The 20781-nt window shown below is 71.1% G+C and carries 18 protein-coding genes; 9 read left to right on the top strand and 9 right to left on the bottom strand.

Annotated features, from left to right (window positions below):
• Nucleotides 1-8 precede the first annotated feature (8 nt).
• Complete coding sequence (gene tkt / locus CXP56_RS17715; RefSeq protein ID WP_286902028.1) at nucleotides 9-2114, bottom strand: transketolase; 2106 nt, start codon at nucleotides 2112-2114, stop codon at nucleotides 9-11.
• A gap of 316 nt (nucleotides 2115-2430) precedes the next feature.
• On the opposite strand from tkt, the gene CXP56_RS17710 reads away from it, so the two are divergent.
• From CXP56_RS17710 to CXP56_RS17700, 3 genes are all read left to right on the top strand, one after another.
• Nucleotides 2431-3381, top strand: coding sequence for a heme o synthase (locus CXP56_RS17710; protein WP_286902026.1), 951 nt, complete (start codon nucleotides 2431-2433; stop codon nucleotides 3379-3381).
• A gap of 156 nt (nucleotides 3382-3537) precedes the next feature.
• On the top strand, nucleotides 3538-5823 hold the full coding sequence (locus tag CXP56_RS17705; protein WP_286902025.1) for an ATP-binding domain-containing protein: 2286 nt from the start codon (nucleotides 3538-3540) through the stop codon (nucleotides 5821-5823).
• A gap of 49 nt (nucleotides 5824-5872) precedes the next feature.
• Nucleotides 5873-6445, top strand: a complete 573-nt coding sequence (locus tag CXP56_RS17700) for an FKBP-type peptidyl-prolyl cis-trans isomerase (protein WP_051309449.1) — start codon at nucleotides 5873-5875, stop codon at nucleotides 6443-6445.
• Between the two features lie 37 nt (nucleotides 6446-6482).
• On the opposite strand, the gene CXP56_RS17695 is transcribed toward CXP56_RS17700, so the two are convergent.
• Together CXP56_RS17695 and CXP56_RS17690 are read right to left on the bottom strand one after the other, a co-directional pair.
• Nucleotides 6483-7154, bottom strand: a complete 672-nt coding sequence (locus CXP56_RS17695; protein ID WP_028846129.1) for a response regulator — start codon at nucleotides 7152-7154, stop codon at nucleotides 6483-6485.
• Nucleotides 7151-8731, bottom strand: coding sequence for a sensor histidine kinase (locus CXP56_RS17690; protein ID WP_028846128.1), 1581 nt, complete (start codon nucleotides 8729-8731; stop codon nucleotides 7151-7153). The genes CXP56_RS17695 and CXP56_RS17690 overlap by 4 nt, the downstream gene beginning before the upstream one ends.
• A 215-nt stretch (nucleotides 8732-8946) precedes the next feature.
• Between CXP56_RS17690 and CXP56_RS17685 the strand changes: the two genes are divergently transcribed.
• Genes CXP56_RS17685 through CXP56_RS17675 form a run of 3 tightly spaced genes read left to right on the top strand, consistent with a single transcriptional unit; the run spans nucleotide 8947 to nucleotide 11906 of the window.
• Nucleotides 8947-9891 carry a Bug family tripartite tricarboxylate transporter substrate binding protein gene (locus tag CXP56_RS17685; RefSeq protein ID WP_245566516.1) on the top strand — a complete coding sequence of 315 codons (945 nt, stop codon included), beginning with the start codon at nucleotides 8947-8949 and terminating at the stop codon, nucleotides 9889-9891.
• The gene (locus tag CXP56_RS17680) at nucleotides 9888-10400 is read left to right on the top strand and encodes a tripartite tricarboxylate transporter TctB family protein (protein ID WP_028846126.1); all 513 of its coding nucleotides are present in this window, start codon (nucleotides 9888-9890) and stop codon (nucleotides 10398-10400) included. Before CXP56_RS17685 ends, CXP56_RS17680 begins: the two co-directional genes overlap by 4 nt.
• Entirely contained in the window at nucleotides 10401-11906 is a 1506-nt protein-coding gene (locus CXP56_RS17675) for a tripartite tricarboxylate transporter permease (RefSeq protein WP_028846125.1), read from the top strand.
• 43 nt (nucleotides 11907-11949) lie between these two features.
• Here CXP56_RS17675 and CXP56_RS17670 read toward each other — a convergent pair whose 3' ends face one another.
• A complete protein-coding gene (locus tag CXP56_RS17670; protein ID WP_028846124.1) occupies nucleotides 11950-12657 on the bottom strand; it encodes a hypothetical protein in 708 nt (235 codons plus the stop codon).
• A gap of 162 nt (nucleotides 12658-12819) precedes the next feature.
• Complete coding sequence (locus CXP56_RS17665; protein WP_286902023.1) at nucleotides 12820-13782, bottom strand: quinone oxidoreductase family protein; 963 nt, start codon at nucleotides 13780-13782, stop codon at nucleotides 12820-12822.
• Nucleotides 13783-13887: 105 nt separating this feature from the next.
• Between CXP56_RS17665 and CXP56_RS17660 the strand changes: the two genes are divergently transcribed.
• Entirely contained in the window at nucleotides 13888-14766 is an 879-nt protein-coding gene (locus CXP56_RS17660; RefSeq protein WP_286902021.1) for an ATP-grasp domain-containing protein, read from the top strand.
• Nucleotides 14767-14794: 28 nt separating this feature from the next.
• Here CXP56_RS17660 and CXP56_RS17655 read toward each other — a convergent pair whose 3' ends face one another.
• From CXP56_RS17655 to mptB, 4 genes are all read right to left on the bottom strand, one after another.
• Complete coding sequence (locus CXP56_RS17655; RefSeq protein ID WP_038044221.1) at nucleotides 14795-15778, bottom strand: COX15/CtaA family protein; 984 nt, start codon at nucleotides 15776-15778, stop codon at nucleotides 14795-14797.
• A gap of 77 nt (nucleotides 15779-15855) precedes the next feature.
• Nucleotides 15856-16653, bottom strand: coding sequence for an ABC transporter permease (locus CXP56_RS17650; RefSeq protein WP_286902020.1), 798 nt, complete (start codon nucleotides 16651-16653; stop codon nucleotides 15856-15858).
• Nucleotides 16650-17576 carry an ABC transporter ATP-binding protein gene (locus CXP56_RS17645; protein ID WP_028846120.1) on the bottom strand — a complete coding sequence of 309 codons (927 nt, stop codon included), beginning with the start codon at nucleotides 17574-17576 and terminating at the stop codon, nucleotides 16650-16652. Before CXP56_RS17645 ends, CXP56_RS17650 begins: the two co-directional genes overlap by 4 nt.
• A complete protein-coding gene (mptB, locus tag CXP56_RS17640; RefSeq protein ID WP_286902129.1) occupies nucleotides 17569-19191 on the bottom strand; it encodes a polyprenol phosphomannose-dependent alpha 1,6 mannosyltransferase MptB in 1623 nt (540 codons plus the stop codon). The genes CXP56_RS17645 and mptB overlap by 8 nt, the downstream gene beginning before the upstream one ends.
• Nucleotides 19192-19391: 200 nt before the next feature.
• Between mptB and CXP56_RS17635 the strand changes: the two genes are divergently transcribed.
• Entirely contained in the window at nucleotides 19392-20141 is a 750-nt protein-coding gene (locus tag CXP56_RS17635; RefSeq protein ID WP_502694580.1) for a helix-turn-helix transcriptional regulator, read from the top strand.
• Nucleotides 20138-20781, top strand: a 644-nt coding sequence (locus CXP56_RS17630) for a Fe-S cluster assembly protein SufB (protein WP_502694579.1), incomplete at its 3' end; no start/stop codon positions are given. The genes CXP56_RS17635 and CXP56_RS17630, both read left to right, overlap by 4 nt.

The following is a 20781-nucleotide window of genomic DNA, read 5'->3' as shown; positions in this document are numbered from 1 at the left end:
GACCCTTCTCATCCGTTGCGCTGCTTGACCTTCTCGAGCGACCTCTTGGCGGCGTTCACCACCGCCTCGACGGTGATGCCGAACTCGCGGAACAGCGTCTGCCAGTCGGCCGATGCGCCGAAGTGCTCGATGCCGACCACCTCGCCCGCGTCGCCGACGAACCGGTGCCACGGCTGCGCGACACCCGCCTCCACGGCCACCCTGGCCCGCACGTTCGGCGGGATGACCGAGTCGCGGTAGGACTGGTCCTGCGCGTCGAACCACTCCACGCAGGGCATCGACACCACACGGGCCGCGATGCCCTCGCCGGCCAGCTGCTCGGCCGCCTTGACCGCCAGCTGTACCTCCGATCCGGTCGCGATGAGCACGACGTGCTCGTCCTCCGGGTTGCCGTAATCACCGAGCACGTAACCTCCCTTGGCCACGCCTTCGGCCGAGGTGTTGGCAAGTACCGGAACGTTCTGCCGGGTCAGCGCTATTCCGGTGGGTGCGTCGGTGATCTCCAGCGCGCGCCGCCACACCGCCGCCGTCTCGTTGGCGTCGGCCGGGCGCGCCACGTTCAGGCCGGGAATGGCCCGCAGCGCGGCGAGGTGCTCGATCGGCTGGTGGGTCGGGCCGTCCTCGCCGAGTCCGATGGAGTCGTGCGTCCAGACGTAGATCACCGGCTGCTTCATCAGCGCGGCCAGCCGCACCGCCGGGCGCATGTAGTCGGAGAAGATCAGGAACGTGCCGCCGTACGGCCGGGTGCCGCCGTGCAGCGCGATGCCGTTGAGGATCGCGCCCATGGCGTGCTCGCGCACCCCGAAGTGCAGGTTGCGGCCGTACGGGGTGGCCTTGAACATCCCGGTGCTGGCCTTCTCCGGGCCGAACGAGTCGGCGTCCTTGATCAGCGTGTTGTTGCTCTCCGCCAGGTCGGCCGAACCGCCCCACAGCTCGGGCAGCACGCCGGCGATGGCGTTGATCACCGCGCCGGAGGCCTTGCGGGTGGCGATGCCCTTCTCGTCCGGCTCCCAGGAGGGCAGCTTCTCGGTCCAGCCGGCAGGCAGCTCGCGGGCGGCCAGCCGGTCGAACAGCCGCTTGCGCTCCGGGTTGGCCTCCGCCCACGCGTCGAACTTCCGCTGCCACTCCGCGTGCGCCTGCTTGCCGCGTTCCACCGCCTTGCGGGTGTGCGCCAGCACGTCGTCCTCGATCACGAAGTGCTGCTCGGGGTCGAAGCCGAGGATCCGCTTGACCGCGGCGACTTCCTCCTCGCCCAGCGCCGCGCCGTGCGCCTTGCCGGTGTTCTGCAGCTTCGGCGCGGGGTAGCCGATGACCGTGCGCAGCAGGATCAGCGACGGACGCCCGGTCTCGGCGCGCGCCTGCTTGATGGCCTCCTCGATGGCCACCACGTCCTCGCCGCCCTCGACGACCTGGACGTGCCAGCCGTACGCCTCGTAGCGAGCCGCGGTGTCCTCGGACATCGCGATCGACGTGTCGTCCTCGATGGAGATCTTGTTGTCGTCGTAGATCACCACCAGGTTGCCCAGCTCCTGGCGGCCGGCCAGCGACGACGCCTCGGACGTCACGCCCTCCTCGATGTCGCCGTCGGAGGCGATCACGTAGACGAAGTGGTCGAACGGGCTCTCGCCGGGCGCGGCGTCCGGGTCGAACAGGCCGCGTTCCCGCCGGGCGGCCATCGCCATGCCGACCGCGTTGGCCAGGCCCTGGCCGAGCGGCCCGGTGGTGGTCTCCACCCCGGCGGTGTGTCCGTACTCCGGGTGGCCGGGGGTGCGCGAGCCCCACTTGCGCAGCTGCTTGAGGTCCTCCATCTCCAGGCCGTAGCCGGCCAGGAAGAGCTGGATGTAGAGGGTGAGGCTGCTGTGCCCGGCCGACAGCACGAACCGGTCCCGGCCGGTCCACTCCGGATCGCTCGGGTCGTGCCGCATCACCCGCTGGAACAGCGTGTAGGCGGTCGGCGCCAGCGACATGGCCGTGCCGGGGTGGCCACTGCCACAGTGCTGCACCGCGTCGGCGGCCAGCACCCGGATGGTGTCCACCGCGCGGGTGTCCAGATCGGTCCAGTCGGCCGGGTAGTTCCGGCGAACCAAGGGGTTGATGTCTGCGCTGTCGGACACGAAGCCAGAACCTTTTCTCTCTTGCGGAAAGCGGAAGACGGCGGGCATGCACGTGACGGCGCCGAGCCGGCACCGCATGCCCGGGCCGTGTGCCATGGCGGCCGCCTCCAGCCTAGTCGAGGCAGGGCGGGGTGCACAGTGACGCGGCACGCGGGTGCGCTGCGCACCGAACGGGTGATACGCCGTCGCTGACCCGGACGGTCGGGAAAAAGGGGGTGGACTACGATCTGTGGTGGTCGCGGGCGTCCGCCGGGCAGATCGCCGGGCACACCCGTGCCGTTCCCAACCGACTTGTCACCGCAGCCCAGGGAGCGATATGACGCTGGCGGGCACCACGCAGCGCTCCCGCGCCGTTGCCACGCCCGGGGCCATCGGGCTCCGGCGCCGGATAGCTGGTTACCTCGCCCTGGCCAAGCCGCGTGTGGTCGAGCTGTTGCTCGTCACCACGATCCCGGCGATGTTCCTGGCCGGGCGGGAGTTCCCGGACCCGTTGCTGGTCCTGTTCACCCTGCTCGGCGGCACCATGGCCGCCGGCAGCGCCAACGCGCTCAACTGCGTGCTGGACGCCGACATCGACAAGGTGATGCACCGCACCAAGCGGCGCCCGCTGGTGCGGGACGCGGTGTCGCTGCGCGGCGCGGCGATCTTCGGCGTGGTGCTCGGGATCGCGTCGTTCGCGTTGCTGTACGCGACGGTGAATCTGCTGGCCGCGGTGCTGGCGGTGGCGACCATCCTGTTCTACATCTTCGTCTACACGCTGCTGCTCAAACGGCGCACGCCGCAGAACGTGGTGTGGGGCGGCGCCGCCGGGTGCATGCCGGTGGTGATCGGCTGGGCGGCGGTGACCGGCACCGTGGAATGGCCCGCGCTGGTGATGTTCGGCGTCATCTTCTTCTGGACTCCGCCGCACACCTGGGCCCTGGCGATGCGGTACCGCGAGGACTACGAGCGCGCGGGCGTGCCGATGCTGCCTGTGGTGGCGACCCCGCTGGCGGTGGCCAGGCAGATCCTCGTCTATTCGTGGGTGATGGTGATCTGGACGCTGTTGCTGCTGCCCGCGACCTCGTGGCTGTACGGGACGTTCGCGGTGGTGGCAGGCGCCTGGTTCCTGTACTACGCGCACCGGCTGTACCGTGGCGTTCGGGCCGGTGAGCCCACCAAGCCGATGGCGCTGTTCCACCGCTCCAACACGTACCTGATGGTGGTGTTCGTGGCCATCGCGGTGGACTCCGCCGTCGGGTTGCCGGTGCTCGGCATGCCGTTCTGACGGCCGGCGGCACCGGCGGGTGGCCGCGGTCGTCGTCCGTGCGGCCGCAGGTGAAAATCGGTACCTTGGATCATTGGCCACTCGGCCGCAACAACTCGTTCCTGGTTCCCCCGACGTCCGTTCGCTGCTGTCGCGTTTCGTGAGGATGGAGTTCCCTTGCCCGACTCCGCTGAGGTTCGCACGTCATCGACCGCCGGCATCGATGCCGAACTGGCCGCCGAGCAGGCCTACACCGACACCGTGTACGCCAAACTCGACGCCGAACGCGCCGACACCGCGGTCCGGCTGTCCCGGGTCCTGGCCGACCAGCCGGGCAGCGCGCCGCAGGCGCGCACCGAGCGGGAAGTCGCGGCCGCGATGTACCGGGAGCGGCTCGCGCAGCTCAACGGGGTCGAGGCCGGCCTGTACTTCGGCAGGCTGGACAACACCGACGGCTCGATCACGCGGATCGGCCGGATCGGGTTGTTCGACGAGGACGCCGACTACGAGCCGTTGCTGATCGACTGGCGCGCGCCCGCCGCCCGGCCGTTCTACCTGGCCACGGCCGCCTCACCGCAAGGAGTGCGCAGGCGCAGGCACGTACGGCTGAGGCTGCGCGAGGTCGTCGGCTACGACGACGAGGTGCTGGACCTCGACTCCGACGAGCAGGGCTCCGACCTCGGCCTGGCGGGCGAGGCGGCGTTGCTGGCCGCGCTGAACCGGCAGCGCGGCGACCAGATGCGCGACATCGTCGCCACCATCCAGGCCGAGCAGGACGAGATCATCCGTTCCCCGATGGGCGGTGTCCTGGTGGTGCAAGGTGGTCCGGGCACCGGGAAGACCGCCGTGGCGCTGCACCGCGCGGCGTATCTGCTGTACGAGCACCGTGAGCTGCTGTCCAGCCGGGGCGTGCTGATCGTCGGCCCCAACCGGACGTTCCTGCACTACATCGGCCAGGTGCTGCCGTCGCTGGGAGAGACCGGCGTGCTGATGGCCACCATGGGGGAGCTGTTCCCCGGCGTCCGCGCGCAGGCCCAGGAGTCCCCGGAAGCGGCGGAGATCAAGGGCCGCAGGGTGATGGTCGAGGTGCTGCGCCGTGCGGTGGCCGACCGGCAGCAGGTGCCGCCTGCCCCGTGGGAGCTGGAAACCGAGTCCGGTGCGGTGACGCTGCACCCGGAGATCGCCCGTGCCGCCCGCGCTCGTGCCCGGGAGGCGGATCGTCCGCACAACATCGCCCGCAAGGTGTTCGCCGACGCCGTCCTGGACGCACTGGCCCAGCAGGCCACCCGACGGCTGGCCGATGCCATCGAGGACGGGTTGGACGAGATCCCCTTCGTGGACGGCGAGGACCCCCACGCCGAGCTGATGGACCAGCAGGACGTGGCGGAAGCGCGAGCCGAGCTCCACGACGCTCCCGCGGTGCGCAAGGCGTTGGACGCGCTGTGGCCGGAGCTGACGCCGCAACGGCTGCTCGCCGACCTGTTGAGCGACCCGGCTCGGCTGGCCTCGGCCGCGGACGGGCTGTTGACCGAGGCCGAGCAGCGAGCCGTCCTGCGCGAGCGCGGTGGGGCGTGGACCCCCTCCGACGTGCCGCTGCTGGACGAACTGGCCGAGTTGCTCGGCGAGGACCGCACCGAGGAGGAAGCGCGCCGGGAGCGTGAGCGCCGGGAGCAGCTGGCCTACGCGCAGGGCGTGCTGCACATCCTCGAGCAGGACGACGAGATCGCCGACGAGGAACGGCTGCGCGTCCGCGACATCCTGGACGCGGAGATGCTGGCCGAGCGCGAGGCGCACCGTGCCATGCTGACCGCCGCCGAACGCGCCGCTGCGGACCGCACCTGGACGTTCGGGCACGTCATCGTCGACGAAGCCCAGGAGCTGACCCCGATGGACTGGCGCGTGCTGATGCGCCGGTGCCCCAGCCGCTCCATGACGGTGGTGGGCGACATCGCGCAGACCGGCGCCATGGGCGGCGCGAGGTCCTGGCAGGAAGTGCTCGAGCCGTTCGTCGGCGACCGGTGGCGGCTGGCCGAACTGACCGTCAACTACCGGACCCCGGCGGAGATCATGGCGGTCGCGGCCGAAGCGCTGCGTAAGGTCGACCCCGCGCTGCAGCCACCACGGTCGGTGCGGGAGACCGGGGTCCCGCCGTGGGAGGAGACCATCGCCGGTGACCGCCTGGTAGGCAGGCTGTCCGAGCTGGTCGACCGGGAGCTGGCCGCGGCCGACGGCGGGACGGTGGCGGTGCTCGGGCCGCCGCGGCTGGTGTCGTCCTTGCGGCCGAAGCTGCACCGGGAGCGGGTGTCGGTGCTGACCGTGCAGCGCGCCAAAGGCCTGGAGTTCGACGCGGTGATCGTGCTGGAGCCGGAGGAGATCGCCGCGGCGAGCCCGCGCGGCTACTCCGACCTGTACGTGGCGCTGACCAGGGCTACTCAGCGGCTCGGAGTGATCCGCACCGAATGACGGCGAGGCGGTGTCGGCTCACCGCCGGTGACTGGATAGTCTGCCAGCCATGAGGAACGCACGTGCCGCAGCGGTGGTGGCCGCCGCCGGAGCGATGGTGGCCCTGGCGGCTTGCTCGCCGTCGTTGGAGGAGCCCTCGCCGCTGCCCCCAGGTACCGAGCCCGACCTGACCATCGACGCGCCGAGCAGTGCCGCGCCGGCGGACGAGCAGGGCAGCGAGCCGTGCGCGATCGAGGACTTCACGGTGGCCGCCGAGCCGGACCGCAAGCCGGAGATCACCGTGCCCAGCGAGCCGTGCGCCGCACCGGAGTCCCCGCTGACCAAAGTCCTCGAGGAAGGGGAGGGGCCGGCCGCCGAGCAGGGCGACACCGTGTCCTACGACTACGTCGTCGTGGGTGTCACCAGCGGAACGGAGGCCACGAACTGGTCGGCCGACGGCCCCGAGCTGGCGCGGCTGGAGGTGGCCGGCGACGACGACACCGGCTGGAGTGAGCTGCTGGAAGGGATGCGGCCCGGCGCGCGCAAGCTGGTGGTGCTGAAGGCGGACCAGCTGGACTCGACGGAAACGGGCGGTTTCCGCGCCGACGAGGCCGTGGCCGTGGTGGTCGGCCGGTCCGAGTGATCCTGGACCGTCCCGGATCCCACAGCGGCCGTGCCGGCTAGCCGATCCAGCGGTAACGCCGTTCCGGCCGCCCGCTCCCGCCGTAGCGCAAACGTACCTCGGCGCGCCCGGTCGCGACGAAGTGCTCGAGGTACCGGCGGGCGCTGACCCGGGAGAGCGCCGTCAGCTCGGCGCACTCCGCCGCGGACAGGTCGGAGCCGGCTGCCCTGAGCGTGCGCTCCACGACCGTGGACGTCTCGGCGCTGAAACCCTTGGGCAGCGTCCCGGTGGCGGACGGCCGGGCACTGAACACCCGGTCGACGTCGGCCTGCGTGGCTTCGGACAGCTCCCCCAGCTTGGCGTGCAAGGCGGCGAAGTGCTGCAGCTGGTCGTACAGGGCCCCGTAGGTGAACGGCTTGATCAGGTAGTGCAGCACGCCGCCGCGCATGGCCTGCCGGACGGTGTCGACGTCCTTGGCCGCACTGATCACGATGACGTCGGTTTCCTGGTCCGGATCGGCGCGGATGGCGCGCAGGACGCTGACACCGTCGATGTCCGGCAGGTAGATGTCCAGCAGCACCAGGTCCGGTCGCAGGCTTTCCACCTGCCGGATGGCCTCCGCTCCGGTGTGCGCGGTGCCGACCACCCGGAACCCGGGCGTCTTCTGCACGTATCCGCTGTGCACCTTGGCGACCATGAAGTCGTCGTCCACGACCAGCACGTCGATCATGCCGGCACCCCCGGAGCGATCGGCAGCTGCGCGGTGAACACCGCGCCGTTGGCGTTGCTGACGTCGACCGTGCCGCCGCGCCGGCGGCAGGTCTGCCGGGTGATGGCCAGCCCGAGCCCGCGCTGACCACCTTGCTCGGCCACCTTGGTGGTGAACCCGTGCCGGAACACCTCCCGGGCGATGTCCGGCGCCACCCCGGGCCCGGTGTCACGCACCCGGACCACGACCCGGCCGTCGACCGTGCGGAGCTCCACCTCGATGCTCTGATCCGGCGCGGGGTGGCCACGGAAAACGTCCAGCGCGTTGTCGATCAGGTTGCCGAGCACCGTGACCAGGTCCGCCGCCAGTTGCTCGTCGACGTCGCCGAGTTCGGTCTCCGGCGTCAGGCGCAACGCCACGCCCTGTTCGGCGGCCTGGCTGGCCTTGGCGATGAGCAGCGCGGCCACCGCCGAGTTGCGTACCTTGCCAGTGACCTCGGCCTGCAGCTGCCCGCGGGCGTCGGAGAGGCGGGTGACGAAGCGCTTGACGTCGTCGTACTCGCCCAACTCGATCAGTCCGGCGATGGTGTGCAGTGTGTTGCTGAACTCGTGCGCCTGGGCACGCAGGGTCTCCGTCGTCGTGCGTGTCACGTCGAGCTGGTCGCGCAAGTGTTCCAGCTCGGTGTGGTCGCGCAACGTGACGACCGAACCGATCGGCACGCCGTCCCGCTTGATCGGCATACGGTTCATCACCAGCACGCGGCCGCGACGCAACACGATCTGATCGGCGCCTTCGGCCCGTCCGGTCAGCACGTCGACCAAACGCTCGTTGAGGTCCAGCTCCTCGACGTGACGGCCGACGGCGTCGGCGGGCAGCGACAGCAGGGTGGCCGCCTGGTCGTTGATCAGCGTCACCCGGTGCTGCTGATCCAGGCCGACCACGCCTTCCTTGATGCCGTGCAGCATCGCCTCGCGATGCTCCACCAGGCCGACGATCTCGCCGGGCTCGAGCCCGAGGGTCTGCTTCTTCACCCACCAGGCCAGCCACACCGACGCGGCCGCCCCGAGTGACGTGGCGATCCCCAGCACGATCAGCATGTCGGCGGGCGACTCGGTGAGCATCTGCCACACGCTCGGCCGGGCCTGCTCGGCGACGACGTAGCCGACGATCTGCTGGTGCTCGTTGAGCACCGGGACGCGCGCGGTGATGTCGTCGCCGATCTCGCCGACCCATGCGCGGCCGTCGAGCCGCGCCGATTCGGCCAGCGGGAGCGGGCGGCCGACCTCGTCCGGGTCGGGCGAGGTCAGCACGCGACCGTCCCGGTCGGCGATGAGCACCGCGGTGACCCCGGACAACGCCCGCGCGTTCTCCGCGAACGGTGCGACGTCGTGCGCCGCCGCCGGGACGCTGAGCGTCTGCCCGACCGACGGATTGGCCGCCACGCTCTCGGCGATGCTCAGCAGCTTGCGGCCCTCGGTGCGCCGGAACGTCTCGCTGGACTGCGCGACGCTCACCGCCGCCACCGCTGCCAGCAGGCCGAGCACGATCAGCAGCTGCAGCGCGAGCACTTTGCGGCCGAGCGAGCCCTTCTTGCCCACCGCCGTGCACCTCCTGGGTGGATCACCGGATGACACAGTCTGGCGCGCCTGCCTCCGCCCGGAGAAGACGGGCGGCCGTGAACACAACGACCACAATGACCGAAGCGGACGTAACGCAGACGCGACAACGGTCCGGCCCGCACCATTTTCGGCACCCTCCCACGAGACCGAGAGACAGGAGCGACATGAAGGTGCGCAGCGTTGCCGCCGCGATCATGGCCGGGGTCTTGCTCGCCGGGTGCGGGGCCGGTGCGGAGCCCGGGGACGAGGTCACCGGCCTGCGGATCATGGTGCCCAACTCGCCGGGCGGCGGGTACGACATCACCGCACGCACGGCGGCCAAGGTGATGGAGGAAGCCGACCTGGCCCGCAATGTGGAGGTGTTCAACCTGCCCGGCGCCGGCGGCACGGTCGGGCTCGGCAGGCTGGTCGGCGAGAAGGGCAACGGCAAGCTGATCATGTCGATGGGGCTCGGCGTGGTGGGCAGCGTGTTCACCAACAAGTCGCCCGCGACGCTGCAGGACACCACGCCGGTGGCCAGGCTGATCGAGGAGCCGGACATCATCGCGGTGTCGGCCAAGTCGAAGTACCGCGACATCAAGCAGCTGCTGGCGGACTGGAAGGCGAACCCGAGCGGGCTGGCGGTCGGCGGCGGCTCGTCCCCCGGCGGGCCGGACCACCTGGCCGCGATGCTCACCGCCAAGGCGGCCGGGATCGAGCCGAAGCGGGTCAACTTCGTCTCCTACGACGGCGGCGGCGACCTGCTCGCCGCGATCCTCGGCAACAAGCTCGCCTTCGGCGTCTCCGGGGTGAGCGAATGGCGCGACCAGATCGACGCCGGGCAGCTGCGCGTGCTCGCGGTGACCAGCGCGGAACGGGTGGAAGGCATCGACGCGCCGACGCTGAAGGAAGCGGGCCTGGACGTCGAGTTCACCAACTGGCGGGGGATCGTGGCCCCGCCGGAGCTCGGCGACGCCGACCGGGAGAAGCTGGTCAGCACGATCACGCGGATGCACGACTCCGAGCAGTGGCAGCAGGCGCTGGACAACAACGGCTGGACCGACGCGTTCCTGCCCGGTGAGGACTTCGGCACGTTCCTGAAGGACCAGAACGAGCAGGTCGAGGGCGTGCTGCGGGATCTGGGGCTGGGCCAGTCATGAGCCGCGCCCGGAACGTGAGCAGATGGCTCGGTGAGCATTCCGAACTGGGCGTCGCGGGATTCCTGGCACTGCTGGGTGTGCTGGTGATCGCCGACGCGGCCATGCTGCCACCCGCGGTCGGCCAGGTCGGGCCGATCGGCCCGGACGTGGTGCCGTACGCCATCGGCGGCCTGCTGGTGGTGACCGCCGTGATTCTGGCCGTCGACGTGCTGCGCGGCGGGCACGGGGAGGCGGAGTCCGGCGAGGACGTCGACCTGTCCGAGCCGCCGGAGTGGCGCACCGTGCTGCTGCTTGCCGCCGCGTTCGCCGCCAACATCGTGCTGATCGACTCCGCCGGATTCCTGGTGTCCGGGACGGTGCTGTTCTGGGGCTCGGCCTACGCGCTCGGCAGCCGCAAGCCGGTCCGGGACGGCCTGATCGCGGTGGGCCTGACCGTGGCGACGTACTTCCTGTTCGCCCATTGGTTGGGCGTGCCGTTGCCGCTCGGCCCGTTCGAGGGGGTGCTGTGAATGGACGTGCTCGGCAATCTTCTCGACGGCTTCGCCACCGCGCTGACCCCGGAGAACCTGCTGCTGGCAGGCCTGGGCGTACTGCTGGGCACGGCCATCGGCGTGCTGCCGGGCATCGGGCCCGCGATGGCCGTCGCCTTGCTGCTCCCGGTCACCTACACCGTCGAGCCGACCGGCGCGTTCATCATGTTCGCCGGCATCTACTACGGCGGCATGTTCGGCGGCTCGACCACGTCGATCCTGCTCAACACGCCGGGGGAGACCGCGGCCGTGGTGACCGCGATCGAAGGCCATCCGATGGCCAAACGCGGCCGCGGCGCCCAGGCACTCGCCACCGCGGCCATCGGCCACTTCGTCGGCGGCCTGGTCGGCACGATCCTGCTGGTGGCGCTGGCCCCGGTGGTCGCGGACCTGGCGGTGAACATCGGCGCGCCGGACTTCGTCGCGGTGATGCTGCTGGCCTTCATCGCGGTGACGTCGGTGCTGGGCAAGTCACGGGTGCGCGGCTTCGCCTCGCTGGCCATCGGGCTGGCCATCGGCCTCATCGGCCTCGACCCGGTCACCGGCCAGCAGCGGCTGACGTTCGGCTCGCTGCACCTGGTCGACGGCATCGACGTGGTGGTCGTCGCGGTCGGGTTGTTCGCGGTGGGGGAGGCGCTGTGGGTGGCCGCGAACCTGCGGCGCACCGCAGGCCGTCCGATTCCCGTCGGCAGGCCCTGGTTGAGCCGGGAGGACGTGCGGCGGTCCTGGAAGCCGTGGCTGCGCGGGCCGGTGATCGGGTTCCCGTTCGGGGCGGTCCCGGCAGGTGGCGCGGAGATCCCGACGTTCCTGTCGTACGTGACGGAGAAGCGGCTGTCGCGACGCGCCGACGAGTTCGGCAAGGGCGCCATCGAGGGCGTGGCGGGCCCGGAGTCGACGGCCAGCGCGTCGGCGGCGGGCACGCTGACCACCATGCTCACCCTCGGCCTGCCGACGACGGCGGTCGCCGCGGTGATGCTGGCCGCCTTCCAGCAGTACGGCATCCAGCCGGGGCCGTTGCTGTTCGAGCGGGAGTCCGAGCTGGTGTGGGCGTTGATCGCCAGCCTGTTCGTCGGGCTGACCCTGCTGTTGCTGCTGAACCTGCCGCTGGCCCCGCTGTGGGCGAAGTTGCTGCGCATTCCGCGGCCGTACCTGTACGCGGGGATCCTGTTCTTCGCCAGCGTCGGGGCCTACGCGGTCAGCTCGGACGTGGCCGATCTGATCATGCTGCTGGTGATCGGCCTGGTCGGGTTGATGATGCGCCGGTTCGGGCTGCCCGTGCTGCCCGCGATCATCGCGGTCATCCTCGGCCCCAACGTGGAGCTGGAACTGCGGCGGGCACTGCAGCTGTCCGGCGGTGACCTCAGCGGGCTGGTGAACACCACGTTCTCCGTGGTGGTGTACTGCGTCATCACGGTCATCCTGGCCTGGCCGCTGATCGCCCGGCTGGTGCGCAAGCAGTCGAGAGAAAAGACACCGGCCTCCTGAGGTCGCTCGCATCGGCCGGTACCCGCCTCGGCCGGGCTCGTGTTCAGCGAGGCCGGCCGAGGACCGCGTCCGCCATCCTGCGGGCGTAGTCGACCGCACTCGCCGCATCGACGTGTCGCGCGGAGGTCACTGGCACCCGGTTGCAGGCGGCCTGCGTCTTGCGGAGCAGGTCGTCCACCGCGTTGCGCAGCGACTCCGGGTCAGCACTCGTGGCAAGCGTGTCGATGCCGTGCCGGGACTGGTAGGCCCGGAATGCCGATGCCATGGCGTCAGCGGCAGACGGCTCGGCGGCATGCAGCCGTCTGATGGCGGCCGCAAGCTGGTTCTGCCACAGGATGACGTGGGTCTGCGGGGCGGTCTTCGGCACGACCACGGCGCGCAGGTCCTTTTCGTCCAGGGACGGCGGAAGAACCCGAAGGGGGTACTTCGCTCGCGAGAACAGCGCCGCCACGGTGAGTGCCACGGTGAGCACCAGCGCCGTGATGCCGACTGGCCCGCTCGGGAAATCCGGCAGCACGTCCGTGTACACGAAGATGAGGACCAGCGCGATCGCATGGGTCAGCCAGAACAGGATCGCGGGCCCAGCGCGGAGGGGGCCGATCAGCCTTCCCACGGTCCTTGCCGAGCTGACGAACCACACCGCGAAAAGACCCGCGTTGCTGTCTGCCGGCGCGTCCAACCAGTACGCGAGCGCCAGGCCGACCCACGCCATCAGGATCGCGAACAGTGCACCTTGATCTCGCCGCCACATGTCGCCCTACCTCGGGGCGACAGTAACCAGGCGTGGGCACCCTGCGTGACCGACCGGCGGCAGAAGGCAACAAGCTGCCAGCGGGCCACCCGGTCTGTCGCGGGCGGCCCGCCGGCAGGCCGGTACCGGGCTGCGCGACCATTCTGCGCGCAGCCGTCCCGGTCAGGGCTCCAGCAGCAGCTTGCCGGTGGTCCTGCGGGACGCCAGATCGATGTGCGCCTGCGCCGCCTCGGCGAGCGGATACCGCTTCCCGATGCGCACCCGCAGATGACCGGCGGCGATCGCGGCGAACAGGTCCGCCGCCCGCTGGTCCAGCTCCTCGCGGGTGGCGATGAAGTGCTTGAGCATCGGCCGGGTCAAATACACCGAGCCGGCGGCGTTGAGCCGCTGCGGGTCCACCGGATCGACCGGGCCGCTCGAGGCGCCGAACAAGGCGAGCGTGCCCCGCGTGCGCAGCGACTGCAGGCTGCCGTCGAACGTGGCCCTGCCGACCCCGTCGTAGACGACGGCCACGCCCTCGCCGCCGGTGGCTTCCCGCACCCGATCGACGAAGTCGTCGTACCCGAAGACCTCGGTGGCGCCCAGATCGAGCGCTTCCTGGCGCTTCTCCGGGGAGGTCGTCGCGTAGACGGTCGCGCCGAGGTGCCTGGCCCACTGGGTGAGCATGCCTCCGGTGCCACCGGCAGCGGCGTGGATCAGCACCGCATCGCCCGGCTGCACCGCGTACACCGAGTGCAGCAGGTAGTGCGCGGTCATGCCCTGCAACAGCGCGGCAGCCGCGTCGGCCAGTTCCACGTCGTCCGGCACTTTCACGGCGTGGGCGGTGGGCACCACGACTTGTTCGGCGTAGCTGCCGAGGGTCATCGTCCACGCCACCCGGTCACCCACCGCGAACTCCGTCACGTCTGGGCCGACCTCGGCCACCACGCCCGCGCCCTCCACGCCGTTGGTGAACGGCACGTCGACCGGGTAGCTACCGGTGCGGTAGTAGATGTCGATGAAGTTGACCCCGGCGACGGAGACGTCGACCAGCACTTCCCCTTCGCCCGGCCGACGGACCTCGACGTCGGTGTACGACATCACCTCGGGGCCGCCGGGCCGGACCACCTGAACGCCTTTGGGCATGCGTGCCTCTCCTCCGTTCACCCTCTGCTCGTCACCGTGCCTGAACAGTAGGCGGTGCGATCTTGTTCCCCAGCACCGGTTGGTGTCCTGCCTACACTCGGCGGTGTGACGGACTCTCCGACGGTGTTGCTGGCCGGGTGCGCCGCCTTGCCGCGCGGCGACGGCGACGAGGAAGTGCTGCTCGCCGCTCTGGCGGACGCAGGCTGCATCGCAGACTGGGTGGTGTGGGGCGAACCCCGCTCGCTCCAGGCCGACTTGGTCATCCTGCGTGCGACCTGGGATTACGACTCGCGACGCGACGAATTCCTGCAGTGGTGCGAGGCCGTGCCGCGACTGCGCAACGACGCCGCGGTCGCGCGGTGGAACACCGACAAGACGTATCTGCTGGACCTGCAGGAGCGCGGTGTGTCCATCGTGCCGACCGTGCTCGCCGAGCCGGGGCAGCCGGTGGAGTGGCCGGACACCGAGTTCGTGATCAAGCCGACGATCGGTGCGGGCTCCCGCGGTGCGCAGCGGTTCCCGGCAGGCACCAGGCGGCACGCCGAAGAGCATCTGGCCACGCTGCACGGCAAGGGCACCAGCGCCCTGGTGCAGCCGTACCAGTCAACCGTCGACCGGCACGGGGAGACGGCCGTGGTGTTCATCGCCGGCGAGCTGTCCCACACCTACGTGAAGGGTCCGCTGCTGGTCCCCGGGGCCTGGCTGGACGGTTCCGGATTGTTCGCGACCGAGACGCTGATGCCGGTCGAGGCCACCCCGGACGTGGTGCGTTTCGCCGACCGGACCGTGGACGTCGCCGCGGACCTGCTGGGCATGGACCGGGGTGAGCTGCTCTACGCCCGGGTGGACGTGGTCAGATCGGACGAGGGCGAGCCGTTGCTGCTCGAGTTGGAACTCACCGAGCCGTCACTGGGGTTCGCCTTCGGCGGCCGTCCCGCCGCCGACCGGATGGCCAAGGCGGCCAGGGACATCGCCCTGTCCTGAGCCCAGGACGCTGCTCCCGACGCCGAGTTCAGACGGCCACCGGCTGGTCCGACTCCGGCGGTGCGGGCTCGGTGTCGGGAACCTGCGGTGCCGGTCCGCGGTCACGCGCGGCGCACCACAGCCGGGCGGTGCAGATCACCACCAGCGCGGCGCCGAGCACGTGCAACGAGACCAGCTCCTCCGGCACGCCGAGCTGGTACTGCAGCGATCCGAGGAAGCCCTGCGCCACGGATGCCACCCACACCAGCGCATAGGCGACGACGAACGGTCGCGGCGCGAGGGAACGGAGCAACGAGAGGCCGAGCACCGTCAGCACCGCGAGGAAGGCCACCAGCAGCCCGCCGTGCACCTTGGCCAGCACGTCGATCGACATGTCCAGCCGCGGCGTGTCCGGGTCACCGCCGTGCGGGCCCGCGCCGGTCACCATCGTGCCGACCACCAGCAGCGCGGTCAGCGCCACCGTCAGCGCCTGCAGCAGGCGGCGGCTGACCGAGCCGATCAGCCATCGTGGTTGCCGCTCGCCCTCGGTGAAGCCGCGGAGTAGCAGCACGGCGATCCAGACGAGCACGGCCGTGGCCAGGAAGTGCAGCGCCACCGTCCACCACAGCAGCCCGGCCAGCACGGTGATACCGCCGAGCACACCCTGGAAGCCGGTGCCGGCCAGCGCCGCCACGGCCAGGCCGAGCACCCGACGGCGGCCGTGCGCCAGGTGGATACGCCACGCGACGACCACCGCGGCCAGCGCCGTCAGCGTGACCACCACGGTCAGCAGTCGGTTGCCGAACTCGATCCACTGGTTGAGCGTCTCGTACTCGGGGTGCTCGGTGGGGAACATCGTCCCCTCGTGGCAGCCCGGCCAGGTGCTGCAGGCGAGGCCGGATCCCGTCACGCGCACCACCGAGCCGGTGACCCCGATCGTGGTCTGGGTGATGACGACAAGCAGCCCGACGACGTACTGGAGCCGGGCCGACGGATAGGGCAACCGGGCGACGAGTTCGGCGAGACGCTGCACGAGCCGATGGTAGGCAGCAGCCGGTCCGGGCGGCCCGCCGGGCCGGTCCGATGCGGGCTGGGCCACGTCGGGTGACGTCAGGTGAGCTTCGTGGTACGGGTGGCAAGAGCTGCGCCGACGACGCCCCAGACGACGAGCACGGCCACGGAATCCCATGCCGCGGCGCCGTGCATCAGGGCGGCCCGCAGTCCTTCGGCCAGCGCACCGGACGGCAGGAACTCGGCCACGGTGGACAGTCCGGGCGGGAGGCTTTCCGGCGCCAGCACGATGCCCCCGGCCAGCAGCAGGACGAACCACAGCAGGTTGGCCACCGCGAGCACGATCTCCGCCCGCAGCGAGCCGCCGAGCAGGACACCCAGCGCGCCGAAGCCGACGATGCCGGCCAGCACCAGCACCACGGCCATCGGGACGCCCGCGAGCACCGGCCGGAAGCCGAGTGCGGCCGCGACGCCGCCGAGGATCAGCACTTGCAGCGTCGCCACGCACAGCGCGGCCACGATCCGGCCGCCGATCAGCACCCACAGCGGCAGTGCGGTGGCGGCCAGCCGTTTGAACACCCCGTACTTGCGGTCGAAGCCCAGCGCGATCGCCTGGCCGGTGAACGCCGACGACATCACCGCCAGCGCCAGGATCCTCGGGGTGGTCCAGCCGACCGGATCGGCGTCGTCCAGCTGATCGGCGGGAACGAGGTCCAGCACGGTCATGCCGATCAGCAGCGCGAGCGGGATGAGCAGCGTCAGCAGGATCTGCTCGCCGTGCCGCAAGGTCAGCAGCGTCTCCACCTTGGCGTGGGTGCGCAGCATCCGCCAGGTGCTGCCGCGCCCGGGCGCCGGGGTGAACGTGCCGGGGCGGAACGAGCCGTCGAACGTGGTCATGCGCGTAGCTCCCGCCCGGTGAGTTCGAGGAAGACGTCCTCCAGGTCCTTCGAGCCGACGTGCAGCTGCTCGGCGAGCACGCCGTGCTGGGCGCACCACGCGGTCACGGTGGACACCACCTGGGGATCGATCTTGCCGGTCACCCGGTAGGACCCCGGGGCGGTCTCGGTGACCGTGTAGCCCTCGGGAAGCGCCTCGATCAGCAGCCCGACGTCCAGCCCCGGCCGGGCGCGGAACGTCAGCTGCTCGGCGTCGCCGTCGGAGGCGGTCAGTTCCGCCGGGGAGCCCTGGGCCACCACCCGGCCCCGGTCGATGATCACCACCTGGTCGGCCAGCGTCTCGGCTTCCTCCATCAGATGGGTGGTGAGCAGGATGCTCACCCCGTCGGCGCGCAGGGCCGCGAGCAGATCCCACACCAGGCGCCGCGCCTGCGGGTCCATTCCCGCGGTCGGCTCGTCCAGGAACACCAGCTCGGGGCGCCCGACGATGGCGCACGCCAGCGACAAGCGCTGCTGCTGGCCCCCGGACAGCCGTTTGAACGGGGTGCGTGCCGCCTTGGCCAGGCCGAGCACGTCCAGCAGCCACCGCACGTCGAGCGGATCGGCCGCGCAGCTGGCCACCAGCTGCAGCATCTCGGCGGTGCGGACACCGGGATAGGCGCCGCCGCCCTGCGGCATGACCCCGATGCGCGGGCGCAGCCGGGCGCGGTCGCGGTGCGGGTCCAGCCCGAGCACGCGCACCGTTCCGGCATCCGGGCGCTGCAGGCCTTCGGCGATCTCCACCGTCGTGGTCTTGCCTGCACCGTTCGGGCCGAGCAGGGCAAGCAGCGTGCCGCGCGGCAGCTCCAGCCCGACCCCGTCCACCGCGACGGCCGAGCCGAATCGTTTCACCAGCCCCGAGATCTGCAGCGCGGGCTCACTCACGATTAGCCAGCCTAGATTCCGCCGTCACGTCCGCCGAAGCACCCTGTCCGGTGGTGGCCCGCGCCGCAGGGTCACGCCACAGCGGCACCGTGCGGCGCACCACCAGCAGCGCCACCACGGCGACCAGCAGCGCGGCCAGGTAGGCCTGCGACAGCACGAAACCCCGGCCGTCGAACGGGCTGCCGGTGGGCGTGATGGCCACGGCCAGCACGGCGCTGCCGATGGTGGCGGCGACGCGGAAGCGGGAGGTGCCTGCCGACGCGGCCAGCGGGACCACCGCCCACAGCATCCACCACGGGTGGGTGGCCACGTGCAGCCCCATGAAGACGCCCATCCCGACGCCGAGGCCGATGATCGGCCGCAACTTCCACCGGAAGCTGCGCAGCAGCAAGACGACCGTGATCACCGCGGCGGCGGCCATGCCGAGCAGGCTGAACACGTCCATGATCGCGTGCGTGTGCACGCCGAGGTCGAGGGCGATGCCCATGCCGCCGGTGAGGTACCCGATCAACGTGACCGGGGAGATGAGCGTGCGGCTGCGGCCCGGGGTGCCGAGCGCGCCGATCCAGCCGAAGCCGAGGCCGGTGGCCAGGCACACCGCGACCAGCACCACCACGAACACCACGGTCAGGCCGACGGCCGCCTTGACCAGGTCGGTGAACCTGCCGTGCCAACGCCGGGCGATCATCACGCCGAAGAAACCGAGCGCCAGCGCGGCGTTGATCTTCACCGCGGCGGCCAGCGTCATCACCGCGGCCCCAAGGACGATGAAGGTGATCTCCCCCTTGGCCAGCGGGGGAGGGGTGTCCCCGGCCACCCGGATGGGCAGCCGCCGCAGTCCCAGCTCCAGCCCGGCCATCATCAGGCCGATGCCCAGCGCCTCGTTGTGGGCGCCCGCCACCAGGTGGAAGATCACCAGCGGATTGGCCGCGCCCAGCCACAGCGCGGTGGTCGGCTGGACGCCGAAGCGCTGCGCCAGCCGCGGCAGCGACCACACGATGAGCGCGACGCCGGCCAGCGCGATGCCGCGCTGCAGCAGCACGCCGAACGCCACGTGGTTGCCGCTGATCCCGGCCATCCAGCTGCCGATCTGCAAGAACAGCGGCCCGTACGGGGCCGGCGTCTCCCGCCAGACGTTCGACACGCCCATGGTGATCGGATCGGCGACGCCCAGCGCCTGGGCAGGCCCCAGCGTGTACGGGTCCATGCCGCGATGCACGATCTCGCTCTGCGCCAGGTAGCTGTAGACGTCCCGGGAGAACAGCGGCGGGGCCAGCAGCAGCGGCGTCACCCACATGACGACCGTGCGGAACGTCTGCGCGGGCGTGGCCATCCGCTCCCGGCCGGGGCGCGCGTACCGCCCGTAGAGCAGCCAGGCGGCGACCATCATCACCATGCCGGCCAGTGCGATCGCCAGCGACACCGTGGTGGCCCTGGCGAACAGCCGCACGACCGGGATGTCGTGGGCGGGGTTGAGCACCGGCACCGCCCCGGCGCCGATCGAGCCGATGGCCAGGAACAGCGCTCCGACGATGCCCAGCCTGCGAATCGTGGTGACCGCACGCAGCTCGGCGGCGGACAGCGGCGCAGGCTGCGGGCCGATCAACCACGGCAGGACCTGACCGGTCCCCGTTCGTTCCCGCTCACCGACCGCCACCAGGGCAGCGTAGCGAGCCGGTCCGGGCGGGCCTTCCGGTGGCCGGGTGTGGCCGGAGCCGTCGCACTCGGTCACCCCGGCCGGGCGAGAGGTGATCGCGGCCACGCCGTGTCGGGGGTCTCTTTGCCACGCGCGAGGAAATACGACACACTTGTGTTGTGAAAAACCGCGGGCGCGCTGCACAGCGACCACCGCAAGCACCGGCGAAGGCGCCTGCGGCGGCGATCGTGCCCGCGCAAACGGGACCGGAAGGCCGCACCAGGCTGGAAGTCGCCCGGCTGCTGCTGGAAAAAGGGCCGATCACCGCTGCGGCCATCGCCCAGCGGCTCGGCATCAGTCCCACGGCGGTGCGCAGGCACCTCGACGCGCTGATCGCCGCGGGCGAGGCCGAGGCGCGCAGGCCCTCAGCCAGGGCACGCCGTGGTCGCGGCAGGCCGGCCAAGGAGTTCCTGCTCACCGATGCCGGGCGGGCCCGGTTCGGGCACGCCTACGACGACCTGGCCGTCGCCGCGATCCGTTTCCTGGCCGAGCACTCCGGGCCGGAGGCGGTACGGGCGTTCGCCGAGCACCGGGTGGCGACCCTGGTCGGGCCGCACGCGGCCGAGATCACCGCGGCAGGTGATCCCGCGCGGCGAGCGGAGGCCCTCGCCTCGGCGCTGAGCCGGGAGGGCTACGCTGCCACGACGGAGCAGGTGGGCGCGGGCGAGCAGCTGTGCCAGCACCACTGCCCGGTTGCTCACGTGGCGGCGGAGTTCCCGCAGCTGTGCGAAGCGGAGACGGCGGCATTCGCCAGACTGCTCGGCACCCACGTACAGCGGCTGGCGACCATCGCCCGCGGCGACGCGGCGTGCACCACACACGTTCCCGTCAACAACGCAGGACCCCGAGGAGAAGGGAAGCCCGCATGACTGCCGCTGCAGAGCAGCGCACCACCACCACGCAGCCGTTGTCCCAGGAGGAGACGATCGCCTCCCTGGGCAAGTACCAGTACGGGTGGGCTGACCGTGACGTGGCCGGTGCCAGCGCAAGGCGAGGTCTCGACGAGTCCGTCGTGCGCGACATCTCGGCGAAGAAGAACGAGCCCGAGTGGATGCTCGAGCAGCGGCTGAAGGGCCTGAAGCTGTTCGAGCGCAAGCCGATGCCCACCTGGGGCGCGGACCTGTCCGGGATCGACTTCGACACCATCAAGTACTTCGTCCGCTCCACCGAGAAGCAGGCCACCAGCTGGGACGAGCTGCCCGAGGACATCAAGAACACCTACGACAAGCTGGGCATCCCGGAGGCGGAGCGCAAGCGGCTGATCGCGGGTGTGGCCGCGCAGTACGAGTCCGAGGTCGTCTACCACAAGATCCGCGAGGACCTGGAGAGCCAGGGCGTGATCTTCCTGGACACCGACACCGGGCTGAAGGAGCACCCCGAGCTGTTCAAGGAGTACTTCGGCTCGGTGATCCCGGCGGGCGACAACAAGTTCGCCGCGCTGAACACCGCGGTGTGGTCCGGCGGGTCGTTCATCTACGTGCCGCCGGGCGTGCACGTGGAGATCCCGCT

The organism is Thermocrispum sp., from assembly GCF_002919275.1.
GTDB lineage: Bacteria > Actinomycetota > Actinomycetes > Mycobacteriales > Pseudonocardiaceae > Thermocrispum > Thermocrispum agreste.
The sequence above is the reverse complement of the archived record's forward strand: the minus strand, read 5'-3'. Positions and strand labels throughout refer to the sequence as shown.